At 54.8% G+C, this 17078-nt stretch carries 13 protein-coding genes and 1 tRNA gene; 11 read left to right on the top strand and 3 right to left on the bottom strand.

All coding sequences use genetic code 11. From position 1 onward, the window contains the following. Positions 1-6: 6 nt before the first annotated feature. The 10 genes from CYR55_RS05925 to CYR55_RS05885 all read left to right on the top strand — a co-directional run bounded on the left by CYR55_RS05925 (position 7) and on the right by CYR55_RS05885 (position 13300). Entirely contained in the window at positions 7-1176 is a 1170-nt protein-coding gene (locus CYR55_RS05925; protein ID WP_101815226.1) for a hypothetical protein, read from the top strand. 146 nt (positions 1177-1322) lie between these two features. Then, a complete protein-coding gene (locus CYR55_RS05920; RefSeq protein WP_101815225.1) occupies positions 1323-4577 on the top strand; it encodes an ImcF-related family protein in 3255 nt (1084 codons plus the stop codon). 3 nt (positions 4578-4580) lie between these two features. Next, positions 4581-6179 carry a type VI secretion system protein TssA gene (gene tssA / locus CYR55_RS05915; protein WP_101815224.1) on the top strand — a complete coding sequence of 533 codons (1599 nt, stop codon included), beginning with the start codon at positions 4581-4583 and terminating at the stop codon, positions 6177-6179. A 17-nt stretch (positions 6180-6196) separates the two neighbouring features. Continuing rightward, positions 6197-7285, top strand: a complete 1089-nt coding sequence (locus CYR55_RS05910; RefSeq protein WP_101815223.1) for a polymorphic toxin type 44 domain-containing protein — start codon at positions 6197-6199, stop codon at positions 7283-7285. A 16-nt stretch (positions 7286-7301) separates the two neighbouring features. Next, entirely contained in the window at positions 7302-7748 is a 447-nt protein-coding gene (locus CYR55_RS23290) for an immunity protein TsiR (RefSeq protein WP_146000953.1), read from the top strand. Between the two features lie 513 nt (positions 7749-8261). Further along, entirely contained in the window at positions 8262-10025 is a 1764-nt protein-coding gene (gene tssF, locus CYR55_RS05905) for a type VI secretion system baseplate subunit TssF (protein ID WP_101815222.1), read from the top strand. Continuing rightward, positions 9989-11074 (top strand): type VI secretion system baseplate subunit TssG, encoded by a 1086-nt coding sequence (gene tssG, locus CYR55_RS05900; protein WP_101815221.1) that lies wholly within the window; start codon positions 9989-9991, stop codon positions 11072-11074. The genes tssF and tssG overlap by 37 nt, the downstream gene beginning before the upstream one ends. Beyond that, on the top strand, positions 11052-11588 hold the full coding sequence (gene tssJ, locus CYR55_RS05895; RefSeq protein WP_241522090.1) for a type VI secretion system lipoprotein TssJ: 537 nt from the start codon (positions 11052-11054) through the stop codon (positions 11586-11588). The genes tssG and tssJ overlap by 23 nt, the downstream gene beginning before the upstream one ends. Next, positions 11588-12043: a type VI secretion system baseplate subunit TssE gene (gene tssE / locus CYR55_RS05890; protein WP_101815304.1), complete on the top strand. Its 456-nt coding sequence runs from the start codon at positions 11588-11590 to the stop codon at positions 12041-12043. The genes tssJ and tssE overlap by 1 nt, the downstream gene beginning before the upstream one ends. A gap of 24 nt (positions 12044-12067) precedes the next feature. After that, positions 12068-13300: a VasL domain-containing protein gene (locus CYR55_RS05885; RefSeq protein ID WP_101815219.1), complete on the top strand. Its 1233-nt coding sequence runs from the start codon at positions 12068-12070 to the stop codon at positions 13298-13300. A gap of 313 nt (positions 13301-13613) precedes the next feature. Here the strand turns inward: CYR55_RS05885 and CYR55_RS05880 are convergent. The 3 genes from CYR55_RS05880 to CYR55_RS05870 all read right to left on the bottom strand — a co-directional run bounded on the left by CYR55_RS05880 (position 13614) and on the right by CYR55_RS05870 (position 15802). After that, positions 13614-13690, bottom strand: a tRNA-Pro gene (locus CYR55_RS05880). Between the two features lie 78 nt (positions 13691-13768). Further along, positions 13769-15550: an LPS biosynthesis-modulating metalloenzyme YejM gene (gene yejM, locus CYR55_RS05875; RefSeq protein WP_101815218.1), complete on the bottom strand. Its 1782-nt coding sequence runs from the start codon at positions 15548-15550 to the stop codon at positions 13769-13771. 24 nt (positions 15551-15574) lie between these two features. Then, on the bottom strand, positions 15575-15802 hold the full coding sequence (locus tag CYR55_RS05870; RefSeq protein ID WP_101815217.1) for a YejL family protein: 228 nt from the start codon (positions 15800-15802) through the stop codon (positions 15575-15577). 199 nt (positions 15803-16001) lie between these two features. Between CYR55_RS05870 and yejK the strand changes: the two genes are divergently transcribed. Then, on the top strand, positions 16002-17012 hold the full coding sequence (yejK, locus tag CYR55_RS05865; RefSeq protein WP_101815216.1) for a nucleoid-associated protein YejK: 1011 nt from the start codon (positions 16002-16004) through the stop codon (positions 17010-17012). Positions 17013-17078: the final 66 nt, after the last annotated feature.

Genomic DNA, 17078 nt, shown 5'->3' with positions numbered 1-17078 from the left:
CTTTCAATGTGGCCCATTCAGAAAGTAATTAATAAAAAATACGTTTCTATTATAAATAAAAAGCTTTGGACGATTTATTTTTTTATGCTGGTTTCTTTTATTTTTCTTTTTTATGGCTTAATGAGAACTCTGGCGCTAAATGAGTTTTTTTACAAGTATTGGTGTACTATATCATTTTTACTTGTAATGACTTACTTGTCGGCTTTTTCTTTGCGTTGCTATAAATATGGTCTTGACCTGGTGCATCATGAAGCATGGGAAAAAGAAACAGAATTAATTGAGAAGAAATGGAGGGCCTGGAGCAGTAAATATCTTTTGATTGTTGACCATCAACTCTTATTACCCAGTCAGATCAATAAAATTAAAAAACTGACTGGCGAACATCAGCGGGTGATCAAGGGACAGGAAGTTACATTTGATCCATCCAATATTAAATCCGTTACATTCCAAACTATTTTGCAAGAATTGCTTTTTTCTCTGCGTGGCCGTTTTCAAGAGCTCACTCCGCTGTTCGATTTTGATGTGGTTTTTATAAAAGATTCAGACTTAACATCCTGGGATGATTTTAAGCGAAGCTGGAAGCTAATGGGATTACCTGTAGAAAAATTATTTGGCTATGTCTTTACAACAGATACTTATCACAAGCAATTTTCATTGCTATTAGATAATTCACGGAAAAATATGATTATAGTGATAAGTGTTCGCTTGCTAAGCGAAAGTAACGTGCAGAACATAGGCACAGAAAGTGGCTGTATTTTTATTCTCACCCATGAAGAAAGTGTTGTTTATGACTATGGGTTTTACAGTGGGCGTTTATTTCGACCTCTATTTGTTGATGAAATAAACATAAGTGATGGGCTTTATGATTTCACTAAATATCAACCCATTTCAAAGAGTGCTGAAGAGTTTTATTTGAGTAATATATGTGAGGGCATGTGTGGTGAGCTGGCCTCGCAGTTAAATAATTTTTTTGTTTCAGAAAACACTAGCAGCAAATGTCAAATAACAGACTTAGATCTCACATTAGGTAATCTGGATGTATGGGCCGCTATGTCTTTATCTGCATCATGTGTCGAAAGAGATAAAAAAATAAGATTGATTGCTCATGGCGAGAAAAATGGCATCAATTTCAACATTGTAACGCCCTGTAGAGGGTACGAAGGAGCGTCAGTGTGATAGGGAAAGGTAATTTATGGAGGGTTTCTGGCTTACTCCTTTTTGTTATTTTGATTGGAAGCACTGCGGCTTTATTTTGTTTTTTTTATGCTGAGTATTTTGGATGGGATGATGAAAAGGGAAAGCTAAAACTTTGGTTATACATAATGCTGGCTACATTGCTATTTTTAGCATTATTTTTTTCAGGGGTGTCATTTCAGCAAAAGCGCATAAAATTTGTGACTCAAAAAGCAGGTGAAGATGTACATTCCGGTACGTCAGCCCCTAAACAATCCCATATTTTAGCTTACGGTATTAAATCCCACCTCCGCACCCGCTACCACCTGCTCTGGCGCTATAAAGTCCGGTTGCTGCTGGTGATGGGGGAGGAGGCACACATTGCCGCCATTGCCCCCGGCCTGAAGGATAAACAGTGGCTGGAAGGCAACCGCACGGTGCTGATTTACGGCGGCAGCCCGCAAACTACAGTAGATAAAGAACGCCTGGTCGGGCTGCGCACACTGCGCCGCAGCCGTCCGCTGGATGGGATTGTGCTGGCGCTCGTGCACGAACAGGCGAATGCGTCCGTGCTGGATACGGCCTTGCGTACTCTGGAGCAAATCGGAGCGGCGCTGCATTACCAGCCGGCGGTTTATCTGTGGCAGGTGTGTGACAGCCAATGGTCACAGGATGAACGGGAGGTGCAACCGGTAGGGGCATTGTTCCCGGCGCGCGCTACCCCGGAGATCGTAAGCGGACAACTCACCGCGATGCTGCCATTGCTGCGTGAGCAGGGTATGCAACAGGTATGCGACCGCCGACCGCACGATTTTCTGCTGCGTCTCGGGCAACGTCTTGAAGAGAGAGAGATTGCCCGCTGGCAGACGCTGCTGACACCCTGGCTGACGACGCATCTGAAACGTGTTCCACTGCGCGGGCTGATGTTCAGCCTGCCGCTGCCGCAAAAGGAGGCTGTGGAGGAGAGACCGCATGAACATGCCTGGGAGGCCCCGGCTATCTGGCGGGGAGTGCTGGCAGACTGCACCGGGACGCGCGGTGTCTGGGTCGGGCTGCCGTGGCAGCGCACGCTCGGGCTCTCCCTGCTGGGGTTGATGGCCCTGTGGGCAGCGGGCAGTCTCATCTCATTTGCGGTGAACCGCCAGCAGATTATCTCTGCTGCCAGGCAAGCACAGCCACTGGTGCATGCCGTTGTACTCACCGATGAGCAGCTTATCGCGCTGCACGCCCTGCGCAATGATATCGGGCGTCTGCAACAACGTGAAAAAGAGGGCGCACCCTGGTATCAGCGTGTTGGTTTGAACCACAATCCGCAACTGCTTCAGGCGCTGCTGCCCTGGTACGGCGCGGCGAATAATTGCCTGATACGTGACGTGGCAGCACAACGTCTGCATGCCGAACTCGACACACTGGCCGCGCTGCCGCCGGACAGCCCACTGCGTGCGCAACGGGCAAAACCGGGCTACGACCAGCTTAAAGCCTACCTGATGATGACGCGCCCGGAAAAAGCGGATGCAGCGTTTTACACGCAGGTGATGAAAAACGTGGAGCCGATGCGTAAAGGCCTCTCGCCCGCCCTCTGGCAGAGTCTCGCCCCCGACCTGTGGGCTTTTTATATGCAGAGCCTGCCGTCCCGGCCATCATGGAAAATCACCTCTGATGCAGCACTGGTGAATCAGGCACGGCAGGTGCTGCTGGAGCAAATCGGGCAGCGCAATGCGGAAAGCACCCTGTATGAAAATATGCTGGTCTCGGTGCACCGCAACTATGCGGACATGACCCTTGAGGCGATGACCGGAGATACCGATGCCCGCCGCCTGTTCGCCACACAGGATGTGGTACCCGGCATGTTTACCCGTCAGGCGTGGGAAGGGGGAATACAAGAGGCGATTGAGAAGGCGGTAGCCTCCCGGCGCGATGAGATTGACTGGGTGCTGAGCGATAACCGTAAATCCGTGTCTGCAGATATCTCGCCGGAGGCGCTGAAAAACCGCCTCACCGAGCGCTATTTCATCGATTTTGCGGGGGCCTGGCTGGGCTTTCTGAACAGCCTGAGTTGGAACCCGGCGCAAAACCTCTCTGACGTCACGGATCAGCTCACCCTGATGAGTGATGTCCGCCAGTCACCGCTGATCGCGCTGATGAACACGCTGGCGTACCAGGGGCAGGCCGGACGGCAGCGTGAGGCGCTTTCGGCATCATTGATGAAATCGGCCAAAGACCTGCTGGGTAAAGAAGAGAAACCGGTGATTGACCAACGCGCTGCCGGGCCCACGGGGCCGCTGGACAGCACCTTTGGCCCGTTGCTGACGCTGATGGGCAAAAACAGCACGCAGACGGTCATGGCTGCCGACAGCACCCTCAGCTTACAAACCTACCTCACCCGCGTGACCCGCGTGCGGCTGAAACTCCAGCAGGTGGCTAACGCGCCTGATCCTCAGGCGAGGATGCAGCAGCTGGCGCAGACGGTGTTCCAGGGCAAAAGCGTTGACCTGACGGATACCCAGGAGTACGGCAGCCTGATTGCCGCCAGCCTTGGTGAAGAATGGAATGGTTTCGGGCAGGCGATGTTCGTTCAGCCGCTGTCCCAGGCCTGGGAAACCGTCCTCCAGCCTTCGGCAGCCAGCCTCAACGAGGTATGGCAGCGCGCGGTGGTGACGAACTGGGCATCGGCCTTTACCGGGCGCTATCCGTTTGCCGCCGGGAAAACGGATGTGTCTCTGCCGATGCTGGCGGAGTTTATCCGCCGGGATACGGGGCGGATAGACCGCTTCCTGACCACGCAACTGGGGGGTGTGCTGCATAAAGAGGGCAGCACATGGGTAGCGGATGAAACCAGCAGTCAGGGGCTAACCTTTAACCCTGCGTTCCTGAAAGCCATCAACCAGCTGAGCCAGTTGTCCGACATTCTGTTTACCGACGGCAGCCAGGGCATCAGCTTTGAGATGCAGGGCGTAGCGATGCCGGACATCGTGGAGACACAGCTCACGCTTGACGGCCAGATACTGCACTATTTTAACCAGCTGCCGTCGTGGCAGAGCCTGCGCTGGCCGGGGGTGATCAATAAACCGGGCGCGATGCTGACCTGGACGTCAACCGATGCAGGTGCACGTCTTTTTGCGGATTACAGCGGCGCATGGGGAGGTGTTCGCTGGCTTGAACAAACCCGGCGGGAGAAAGTGGGGGACGGTCTGTACCGGCTGACCCTCAACACACCGGACAACCGGCAGGTGCAGTGGTTGCTGCGCACCGCGCTGGGCGATGGCCCGCTGGCACTGCTGAGGTTGCGTAACTTCACGCTTCCGGCAGAGATATTCCATATAGAAACGGCCGCGCTGATGCCGGCTGACGACACGTTGCCGGATACGTTGTTGCCGGACATCGCCGAGACAGAGGGAGAATAACCTATGGCTACGCTGAATACCCTGCTTACCGCCTGCCGGTACCATACCGATGCTCTGTTGCCGCAGGCGCGGCAGCAGCTCCGTCAGTGGGAGAGCTGGCTCCTGCCGGTCACGGCAGACGCACCCATCGGTGATGATCCCGGCTATGACGATGACTTCCAGCAGATGCGTGAAGAAGTCAATAAACTCACCGGTGCCGATACGGCGCTGGTCTGTGAGCTGGCGGAAAAACTGCTTACCACCGTAAGCAAGGATGTGCGCGTCGCGACTTACTACATCTGGGCGCGACTGCACCGCGACGGGGAAGCGGGGCTGGCGGAGGGGCTGATGCTGCTGGCCGGGCTGGTACAACAGTTTGGTGACACCCTGCACCCATTGCGGGCTAACAGCCGTAAAGCAGCGCTGGAGTGGTTGTCGGGTAGCCGGATGCTGGACAGTCTGTCACTTTATCCGGAAGTCGCAAAAGCGGATTTTAAGCATATGACCGGCGCCCTGGTGCTGCTTGAGCAGGGCCTTGCCGCCTGGGAAGAGAGCGCCCGCCCACAATTAAGCAGCCTGTATGCCGCGCTGGAAAACCGGCTGATGCAATCCGGTGGGCTGGAGGCCGTAGTTCCGCAGAACAGCGGGTCTGCTGACAGTATCCCCACTGCCTTCCCGGATGCACCAGCACTAAAACCGGTTGCGTCCGGGCGCGAGTTGCTGGAGCAGGCGAAATTGCTGGCGAATTACCTGCGTGATCAGCCCCAGGGCTGGCTCTCCGGTCACCATCTGATGAAATGCGTGCGTCAGGACACGTTGCACGAACTGCCGCCGCTTGACGCAAACGGGCGCACCCGGCTGGTGCCGCCAAAACCGGAGCATCGGGCGCTGCTCAAACGGCTCTGGTTGCAACAGAGCTGGCTGGAGTTGCTGGAGCAGGCCGACAGCCTGTTTGCGCAGGGCGTTAATCATATCTGGCTGGATTTGCAATGGTATATCTACCAGGCCCTGAGCAGGGCGGGTGCGCCCTATGACAGCTGGGCAGAGATCATTAAACAGGATTTACACGGCCTGCTGACCCGCCTGCCGGGGCTGGAGAGCCTGACCTGGAACGACGGCACCCCCTTTGCCGATGAGGTGACACTGAACTGGATCAACCAGCAAGTGATGGAGCCCTCAGCTGGCTGGGGTGAGCAACGTGCGGCATCCACCGTTGCAGCGGGGGATGACGACATCCTGCAACTGGAAGCTGAGGCGCTGAGTCTGGCCGACAGCGACGGTATTGACGCCGCGCTGAGCTGGTTACAGCACCGGCCGGGTACTGTAACCCCGCGCCACCGGTGGCTGCTGCGGTTACTGATGGCCCGCGTCACCGAGCAATACGGTAAAAACGAGATGGCGCTGCACCTGCTGGAGGAATTGGATGATAACGCGGCCACACTGACGCTTACGCAGTGGGAGCCGGAACTGCTATTTGAGGTCAAAGCCCGCCGGCTGAAGCTGCTGAGGATGAAAGCCGGGCGAAATGACGCAGACAAATCCCGCCTGAACACGGACATGGAGAGCCTGCTCGCCGGGCTTATCGCCCTCGATCCGGCCCGCGCGGCCGTGTTGTGCAATTGACAACTAAGGAGAACAGGATGGCAAAAGGTTACTATCTGGTACAAGGTGACAGAACCACCTGCGGTGGAATTATTATTGAAGGGGAGCCGACCCACACGCTGTTTGGTAAGCCTCTGGCGCGTGAGCGGGATCAGGTCACCTGCGGGCAATATGCCGGGAAATTTTTTATTGCGGGCGGCATAGAGACCGACACGATTTTCGGGCGAAAAATAGCGGGCACGCTGGACAGTAAAAGCACCTGCCCGTGCCAGGCGCGACTTGTGCCGTCAATATTGACAGATACATATGAAAAAGCGTCGGGTGCAAGCAGTAATGAACCTGAACAGCGTGCGCAGTCTGCGCACGCTGTTCAGGCTGCATATAAAAATAAGGCTGATCCTGAAGATGAACCGGCACCGAGCGCGGTTAACGTTAAAAGTAAAGAAGAAGATAATCAGAAAATAATGTGCCATCATAGTGATGGCGCTACAGATATAGCGCATTATATTGTTGCTGAAATTAAAAACAATGTCAGGGGTGATACAGCGGAGCGGATAAGAGAGCTTATTGACAAGGATTCCTTGGAAAGAAAATATCAAGAATGGGATGATTTACCATGGTATTTAAAATCCTCGCCCCCGCCCGAACAAAACTTATTGGCTGCGATGACCTTATGGTATCAAACGGTTAAAACAGGTGCAATTTGGGATCATAAACAAACAATAAGACATAAATTTAAAAGTGTAGCTGTTGTTCGCCCTCTTGATAGTGGGCAAATATCAGAGACTTATTACCATAAATATAAAAATCATGATTATTATATTGATGTTTGGTCAAATATTCACTATGGATATGTAGGGCTTAGTGTTGGTTTTACTGAATCACTTCTTTTAGCAGGTTCATCTTTAGAGCAAAATATGACCCCTGGAGCAATGGGGAACGATACAGTAGATGATATTACTAGTATGAAAATAGGTTTTTCATTATATAAAACAAAAGGGAGATTTGCAGAGGAACTTACATTTCAGAATATTATTGATGCACTTGAATCCACACCTGATAACCGATTTCCAAAATCCAGGGATACGCATTGGTGTTGGAATGTTAAAGTGAATAAACTATTGTGAATATTTCAAGGTAAATATGAAAAAAATAGCGTTATTTTCTTGTTTTGCGATTTTTGTTTTTTTGTTAGTAAGTTATGGTCGACCTTTTGTAATAATAGATAACGAAACAGATAACGTGATTTACCTTTATTCTGGCACTGGAGAAAATGGCGTAGAGCCTAATGAAGAAGAGGCGAGTGATTCTATGAATCCTGTCAGGATAGAAAAAGGAAAATCAGCAAAAGTCCCATTGACTTTTTACGATATCGCCATGAAAGATCGGAAATTGTATCTTGGCTGGAAAATTGGAAATATAATAAGCTCCCAGGCTACTGCTGTGAGATATAAAGAATTTGATATAACTTCAGAAGAAGGGAGTTGTGCGGTTAAAATCTCTATTAAAGAAGGTAAAGATTTAGTCCGGAGTATATCAGGAAATTTTTGTTTTAAAAAATTAAATTTAACGCTTAAAAACAAGAGGTGATAAATTATTGATTAGCGCATTAAATATACAAAATACCGTTTAAAAATGAGCGGAAAAATTTTTTTGTAAAAGTAAATCCATTTTAAATTATCACCATTCTTTATTCTGCAAGGCAAGTTTCGGGTTTCTGATTGGGGTAGGGTGTCATGCGTAGACCTGGAGAAAAGTATAACAGCATAAAGTATAATATCGGCAATGACTTATATAGAGAAGGTAAGCAGGATGATACGATAAAAGCAATAGAATCAATTTTTCATGGGGCTCTTCTCTTTCGAAAACAAGAAGCTGTAAAGTTTATTTAGAAGTTTAGGTTTTATTATCTCCAGTTGTTATTAATAAGCTGGGTGGGGTTTTTCACTCAGTCAAGTACCATTGATTTTCGTGCTTGATAACGTATATCTGAAAAGGAAAAAGGCACCGAAAATAATGAGAGATAATTTTTTAATTGATAGTTAGCTTCATCATGATACACCGATTCCGTAATACTCACTCAATAAGATAAATGATATGCCCATGGACGACTTAACCCTGCGTTATTTTGACGCTGAAATGCGCTATCTGCGCGAAGCGGGCGAGGAATTCGCCCGTGCCCACCCTGACCGGGCGGCCGGATTAAATATGGACAAGGCCGGCGCGCCTGACCCCTATGTGGAGCGGCTGTTTGAAGGCTTTGCCTTTCTGATGGGCCGGCTGCGCGAAAAACTCGACGACGATTTACCGGAACTGACCGAAGGGCTGGTCAGCATGCTCTGGCCGCACTACCTGCGCACTATTCCGTCACTCTCTATTGTGGAATTTACACCGGACTGGCGAGAGATGAAGGAGCGCATGGCCGTGGCCCAGGGGTTTGAGGTGCTCTCCCGTCCGCTGGGCGAGCGCCAGACCCGCTGCCGCTACACCACCACGCAGGATATCACCCTGTTGCCGTTGTCACTGAGCCGGGCGGGTATCGGCACGGAGCCGGATGGCCGATCGGTTATCCGCCTGCGCATTGAGTGTGGGGAGCTGGCGGACTGGGGCAACATGACGCTGGGCGACCTGCCGCTCTATCTTAATGCGGATGCGCCGCTGGCTTGCGCCCTGCATGAGGCACTCACCCTGAATACGGCCCGGATGTGGATACGGCTTTCAGGCGATACGGATCGCCGGCCGCTCGACGGCTATTTCTCTCCGCAGGGGTTTAGTGATCAGGACAATCTGTGGCCCAGGGATGCGGGCAGCTTCAGCGGTTACCAGCTGCTGCTGGAGTATTTCACCTTCCGTGAGAAGTTTATGTTTGTGACGCTGCGCGGGCTGGAGAGTATCACATTGCCGGCCGGGCTTCGCGGGTTCGACATCGATATCGTGCTGTCGGAACGCTGGGCACATGATTTCAGCTTCTCAGAAAAACATCTGCGCCTGCACTGTGTACCGGTAATTAACCTGTTTGCACTGGAATCCGACCCGCTGCACCTTGATTCGTTGCAGACCGACTACCTGCTGCGCCCGATGCGGGTGCAGGACGGCCATACCGAGATCTATTCAGTGGACTCAGTGATCTCTTCGCGCCACTCCGGGCATCAGGTGTATGTACCGTTCTCCAGTTTCCGCCATAAAGGTGGGATGCTGCGCCATGATGCACCGGAATACTACTACCACACCCGCGTAAAGCGCGGCCCGTCCGGGCTGCATGACACCTGGCTGGTGCTGGGCGGTGAGGCCTTTGATAACCACACGGTGCCGGAAAATGAGAACCTGAGCCTGGGCCTGACCGGTACTAATGGGCAACTGCCGCGCAAGGCGCTGCAGAGCACCGTACTGGACACGGTGGTGAAAACCATGGCGATTAATGTGTGGGTGCGCAACCTCTGCGCGCCGACGCTGCCGTGTTACCCGCCGAACCGTGACCGTTTCCACTGGCGGGTGCTGAGCCACCTGGGCAGCAGCTTTTTGTGGATGATGGATAACGCCGAGGTATTGCGCGGCACGCTGGCCCTGTATGACTGGACAGATAATGAGATGAACCGACGCAGGCTGGCCGCCATTATCGACGTGAAGCACAGTGAAATTGAACGCTTTGAGCAGGGGCATCTGCTACGCGGCGTGCAGATTGAGGTTACCCTCGACAGCCACGGTTTTGCCGGCCACGGTGATATCTGCCTGTTTGGTGAAATGCTCAGCCGCTTCTTTGCCCTCTACACCGATATCCATTTATTTAACCGCCTGATCATTATCCTTCAGCCAACCGGAGAGCGCCTCGAATGGGAAGAGAACCACAACCGACGTGTCCCCGGCTGACCGCGCGGCTGACGAAAGAGATTGGACGCATCAACTTTTACCGCTTCTGTCAGTTACTGGAGAAGGGCGCACCGGCACGGCCACCACTCGGCAGCACTACCCACCCGGCGGATGACCCGGTGCGCTTTCGGCCCCATCCGGGGATGGGTTTTCCGGTCAGCGAACTGAAAGCGGTGGAGTACGATGACGATGTGCCGGATGCGCCGCCCACGGTACGCACCACCTTCCTGGGGCTGTATGGCGTGGATTCCCCGCTGCCGACCTCGTATCTCGATGACATCACCCAGCGACGGGAAGGGCATGAGGCGCTGGAAGGGTTCCTCGACATCTTCAACCATCGCATCCTGACGCAGTTTTACCGAATCTGGCGTAAACACGCTTACCCGGCCAATTTCGAGGCAGGGGGAAAGGACGCGATTTCACAAAGCCTGTTGGGGCTTATCGGTCTGGGCATTCCCGGCACAGATAAGCATGTTGCCACGCCGGTATCCCGCTTTCTGGCGCTGTTGGGCATCATGCGCCGGCAGGCCCGCACTGCGGAAGGCGTGCAGGCGCTGGTAGGGCTGCTGGCTCCGCAAACCCGCGCAGTCGTAACCCCGCACTGCCTGCGCCCGGTCGTGATTGACCAGCCGATGGGGCTTTCGGGGGATGAAGGCTTTTTGCTGGATGGCTGCACCGTGCTGGGTGAGGAAGCCACAGAGGCCAATAGCCAGTTGCTGATTGCCCTGTTTACCGAAGATGCGCAGGAAGCGCGGGCCTGGCTGCCGGACGGACAGCTCTATGGCGATTTTGAGGTGCTGCTGCGGGTCTATCTCGGCTGGCGCTATAAGGCGCGCATCACACTGACGGTGCCTACGCCGCTGCTGCCAGAGCCGGTACTGGGGCAAGCCGATTTTCTGCTGGGGCTGACGGGTGTGCTGGGGGCAGATGATGAGAGCCCCGCGCACGCTGTGCCTGCAGAGTTTACCGTGGTGCCCGGCCATTACTGCGGACTGCCGCGGGCCGTTACAATTAAAGGAAACCGACGTGTTACATATCGCTTCAATTAACCGATTTTCATTGCTGTTGCTGCCGGTGTTGTTGACCGGCTGTGGCCTGACGCAGAGCATTACCGACGGCACAGCCTCTGCCGCAAAATCCATTTTCTACAAGCAGGTGAAAACCCTGCACCTCGATTTTACCGCCCGTGAGGCGCTGAACACCGACGCGCGCGAAAGCGGCTCCCTGTCTGAACCATTGATGATACGGGTATACCAGCTGAAAGACCGGAAAGCGTTTGATAAAACGGTCTATGAACAGCTGGTCAATGGCGGCGAGCAGGCATTGGGTGACGAGCTGTTGGCATCCCGTGAGGTGGTAGTGAAGCCCGGCGGGGATGCAAACCTTACCATGCCGATGGATGAACAAGCGCAGTATGTGGCAGTGGTGGGCTTATTCCGCCACCCGGACAGGGAGAAAAACCACTGGAAGCGCGTGCTGACGCGTGATGATCTCGACCCGGATGCGCCGCGCATCATTGCGCCGGGCAGTAACAGCCTGACTTTGCTGCCGGAGAAGAGATGATGCCCAACGGACATAATGGCCCGTCTCTTTATGAAACCCTGCTCGGCAATTTCACCGGCGGGCTTGACCTTCATCAGGTCAGTGACGAGAACCAGGTCATCCTCTCGGTGCTCGACAATATGCAGCGCATCCTGAACTGCCGGGCGGGTGCGCTGAGCCACCTGCCGGATTACGGCCTGCCGGACATGAGTAAAATCCTGCAGGGGATGCCGGGCACGGCGCACCAATTGATGGAGACGCTCTCAACGGTGTTGCTGAAATATGAGCCGCGCCTGAAAAAGATGTCGGTGTCGATGTTAACGCAGACTGCTCCCGGCCATCTGGAGTACGCGATTGATGCTGAGCTGAAAGGGTTGGGGCTGGTGCGGTACGGCACGGCGTTTATGCCGGAGGGGAGGGTGCTGATGCGCCACCTGAAACAGCAGCAGTATCTCGACCCGGGGAGCAGCTATTAACAACCGTTCAGGGAAGGGAATGTTATGAAAGATAACAGTGAGTGCAGACTAAAAACCGGCGGCGACCCGCGGGCACTGGCAGATTTTGGCACGCTGCGTGAAGAATTGAATAAATTGACCCATCCGGCGCGTCCGGATGTGGACTGGAACCGTGTTGAATCCCTTAGCCTGTCGCTGTTCCGGCAGAACGGAGTGGAGTTGCAGACGGCCTGCTGGTATACGCTGGCGCGTGCGCATCTGGCCGGGATAGAGGGCCTGAATGAGGGGCTGGCGATACTGGAGCCATTGATTACTCATCACTGGGCGGTGTTATGGCCGCAGCCGGTGGAAGTCCGTATAACGCTGTTGTCCGGGCTCAGCCAGCGATTACAGGCGGTAGTGCGTACACTGAATCTGACGTACACCGCGTTGCCGCTGCTTTATCAGGCACAGCAGCATCTCCGGGCAATGCAGGTACAGTGCCAGCGCCTGGCATTGCAAAAGGTAAGCCAGATGGAGGCGCTGCTGGTTTTTATGCATAACGCGGCAATCCGGCTGGAAAAGGAGGCGATCCATCAGGATGAGGCTGTGATGCCGTTACCCCCTCAGGCCCACATTGCCGGCGTAGCGGCACCGCGTCTCTCGGTTGCCCGGCCGGTAATGGTACGCCTTCCCGAGAAAGCCGCTGCTCCGGTTAAACCTTACCGGGCGTGGAAAGGGTTTGTGGCGGGCGTGCTGACGACGTTGGTTCTTGGTGGAGCGGGGCTATGGGGCTGGCAATACCTGCATCCCCGCCTGACCCTGTTGCCGGTGGCGGCCAGTGAACACGCCCTGACGGAACTCAGCCGCCAGTCACCATTATGGTTACAACATTATGGTTTTGCATTGGCCGCGCAGGCTCAGCCGCCGGAATCTGAGGTGCTTAATGCGCAGTGGCAGCAGCACATCACGGCAAATGCGTTACCGCCGGAGGCGCTCCCGGCCTGGCATCAGGGAATGGAGGGGTTACGGGCATTGACCGCGCAGCTGAATGCGTTAGATGAGCGCAAAGGAAAGTACCTGACCGGTTCAGAGCTGAAGTCGATGGTGTTTGCGATTACTCAGAATTTTGAGCGTTCTGTGCCGGCGGAGGCGCAGTTGTATGTCCTGGGGCAGACACCGCCCGGTGAACCGTTGCCGGCGGCTCTGGTGTCACAAACTGACAGGCATCTGCATCAACTGCTTAATCGCTATATGCTGATAAAACAGCAGGCAGAATCATCAGGTCACTTGCCGTGAGCGTATCGGGAATGCCGGAATCCAAGGGAAAGTGTTGGCGAAAAAGGCGCGTGGCATACAGCGCCTTTTTATCCGCCTGTTATTGCAGGTTGGGGCTACGCGATGATGGGAATATACGATGATGGAAATGTGCCATGATGTGGCTAGGGCACGAAGGGCCTGTGCGCACGTAGTCCCATATGTAGTCCCAAACCATCAAGCTAAAACAGTGGCATACCGGTAAATGCCGGGCAACAAAAAACCCGCAAACTCAGTGAGGATGCGGGTTTTTGTGGGGTTTCCGTCAGTAACCGGTACTGTCAGAAGAGATTGTTGGTCGGCATGAGAGGATTCGAACCTCCGACCCCCGACACCCCATGACGGTGCGCTACCAGGCTGCGCTACATGCCGACGCTATGGGTCACTATACTACCGTTTCCCGTTTCGAATGCAAGAGGTCAGCCCAATGACTGCTTTAGTTTTAAGCAGTTAGTCGGCAATAAAGCGCTTTTCATCCGTCAACACTTGTAACAGCAGGGCCAGCTGCGGCTTCTGATTTTTGATCTCACGGCCGTCAACGTCATAGACCCGGTAGTCCCCCCCGGCTTCCAGCAGCAGTGTCTGGGTAGGGGTGGTTACCAGCAGGTTCCCGCTGCCACCGGTGGTCACCCAGGCGTGGCGTCGGCGGGCGGCAAACAGATCCTCACCTTGTGAGTAGTCAGCCACAGCCGTTTGCACATGTAACAGGCGCTGCATCAACGTGGCCATCACATCCTCATGGCTGGTGAGCTTACTGATGCTCTGCGCCGGCGTACCCGGCCAGTGCACAATCAGCGGCACCTGCAGCTGCTGGCGGCTGTAACCGTTGCTCAGCCGGCCCTTGTCATTAAAGGCAACGCCATGGCTGCCGGTGATTACCACCACGGTTTTATCAAGTTCCCCACGCGTACGCAGGCTCTCCAGCACGGCAGCAATCTGCTGGTCGGTCTGCAGCGCCGCTTTGCGGTACTGCAGGGCGAGGGCAGGGCCGCTCAGCGGTTTATCCGGGTGCGTGCCGTTCAATGCCTGGCCAACACCGTTAAAGCTGAGATAAGAGAACCACGGCGTCTGGCCGGTGCGGCTCTCAAGCCATTGCTGCCATTGCTGGCGCGTCTGGCTGTCGCTCTGTTTTAACGCCGGAGGCAGGGAAAAGTCTGCCAGCAGCGCTTGCCGGTAGAGCACGCTGTTGAAGCCGTCCGAGGAGAATAACCCAAACTGGTAACCCTGGCTGCTCAGCGCATTAATCAGCGCGCTGGGTTTACGCGCTGACAGAATCCCGTCCATATAGGTCGGCGAAATCCCGTAAAACAGGCCAAACAGGCCGGTGTCACTGCGGCTGCCCGCACTGTAGTGCTGGGTAAAGCGGGCGTTCTCCTGGGCAAAGCGATCAACGTCCGGCATGGTCTGGGCCAGCGCCTCTGCCCGGAAGCTGTCTACCACAATCATTAACAGATTGTAGCCGCTGCCGCTGTCACGGAAGCTTATCTCATTCAGTGGGTATTCCACCGCCAGCGCTTCCGGTTTGCCCTGTTCAGCAACCCGGCGCTGGTACGCCTGCGCATCCAGCAGGCCATGCTTCTCAAGAAACTTACGGGCCGTCATCGGGTAGGAGAGCGGCAGGTTAGCGCGCTGCATGGTGATCGGCCGGTAGAAGTTGGCGTCTGCCCAGATGTAAAGCAGGTGTGAGCTGAAGAAGCTGGCAATAAACAGCGCCGCCAGCGGCTTGCCGAAACTGCGCCGGTTGAGGCTGCGCAGTTTTTGCCAGGCCCAGGTGCCGAACAGCATCTCCACCAGGAAAATCACCGGCACACTGATGAACATCAGCTGCCAGTCACGGGCCAGCTCTCCCTGTTCCGGGTTGACCACCAGCTCCCAGACCACCGGGTTAAGGTGCAGGTGGAAACGGGTGAACACCTCGCTGTCCACCAGCAACAGCGTCAGCCCGGCGGTCGCCAGCGCTGCCGAGATAAACCTCAGCAACCGCTGGGACATCACCACAAAGGTGAGCGGGAAAATGATCAGCAGGTAAGCGGAGAAACCGATAAAGCTGAAGTGGCCCAGCAGGCTGGCAAAGGCGTACACCCGGCCGGTCAGCGAGGCGGGCCAGTCAGAAACAAACAGGTAGCGGCTGCCCAGCCCCAGACAGAGCAGGATATTGAACAGCGCGAACCAGTGCCCCCAACTGATCATCTGGGAGACTTTTTCGCGATAGCGCTGGCTATTCTTCACCATACAGGGGTCGGGGCGGCTGTAAGCTTAATGGGCTTTATCTTCGCGGACCGAGGCCTGTAACGCGTCAGCAAAAGAACGCGCCAGGTGTTTGCGCTGTGCGGGCGCCACGCTGGTATTCAGCAGGTTGGTCACCATATTGCCCAGCACCATCAGGGAAAGATCGGTCGGGGCGCGGTGTTTCTCAAGAACGCTTACCAGCTCGGCAAGCAGTTGTTCGACGTGTTCGTCGCTGTAACGGGATGATTGTGGCATATAGTTTACTGTGCTTCTCGGCCTGACAAAGTCCAATATCTTAACGTATAGGCGCGTGACTTTCCCCACTTTTATAACATTAAGCCGCCAAAGCCGGGAAGCCCTTCTCAGGTTGCCGCTTTTAAGTTGCAGCCGGCCGCCTTCAGTGTTTGAATACGCGCCGCACGGGGGTTGCCCCAATCAAGACAGGAGAACGCACATGAGTCTGGATATCGGCCAGATCGCCTTACACCAGTTGATCAAACGGGACGAGCAGACACTTGAGGTGGTACTGCGCGACTCCCTGCTGACCACCAACGCCGCCGTAGATGAGATGATGGCGGAACTGCACCGCGTCTACAGCGCCAAGAGCAAGGCGTATGGCCTGTTTAATGCAGAAAGCGAGCTGGCAGACGCCCTGCGCGGTTGCCGCAAGGGCGATGAGACGTTCCTGGCCTTTACCCGCGCAGCTACCGGCCGCCTGCGGGACGAACTGGCCAAATACCCGTTTGCCGAGGGCGGCGTGGTGTTGTTCTGCCAGTACCGCTATCTGGCGGTGGAATATTTACTGATTTCAGTGCTGAGCAATTGCCCGAGTATGCGGGTGAATGAACAGCTGGACATCAGCAGCACCCATTATCTGGACATCAACCACGCGGATATTGTGGCGCGCATCGACCTGACCGAATGGGAAACCAACCCGGAATCGACCCGTTACCTGACGTTCCTGAAAGGGCGGGTAGGGCGTAAGGTCTCCGATTTCTTTATGGATTTCCTGGGCGCGGCTGAAGGGCTGGACACCAAAGCGCAGAACCGCGGCCTGTTGCAGGCGGTAGATGACTACTGCGCAGAAGGGCAACTGGACAAGAACGAGCGCCAGGCTTACCGCCAGCAGGTATACAGCTACTGCAATGAGCAGTTGCAGGCCGGTGAGGAGATCGCCCTGACAGAACTGGCGCAGGCGTTGCCGCCGGTGGGTGAGCGTGATTTCAAACAGTTTTCCAGTGACGAAGGCTATCAGCTGGAGGAGAGTTTCCCGGCCGATCGCAGCACCCTGCGCCAGCTCACCAAGTTTGCCGGCAGCGGCGGCGGCCTGAGCATCAATTTTGATGCCTTGCTGATGGGGGAGCGTATTTTCTGGGATCCGGCCACCGACACCCTGACCATCAAGGGCACGCCGCCGAACCTGCGTGATCAGTTGCAGCGCCGGTTGAGCAACGGCGAAAAATAAGCCCGCCCGGTGACATCCGGGCAATAAAAAACGCCGCAATTGCGGCGTTTTTTATTGGCGGTTGCC

It is taken from the genome of Chimaeribacter californicus, assembly GCF_002858675.1.
GTDB classification, from domain to species: Bacteria; Pseudomonadota; Gammaproteobacteria; order Enterobacterales; family Enterobacteriaceae; genus Chimaeribacter; species Chimaeribacter californicus.
Note: the sequence above shows the minus strand (reverse complement) of the source record. Positions and strands in the feature narration are given on the sequence as shown.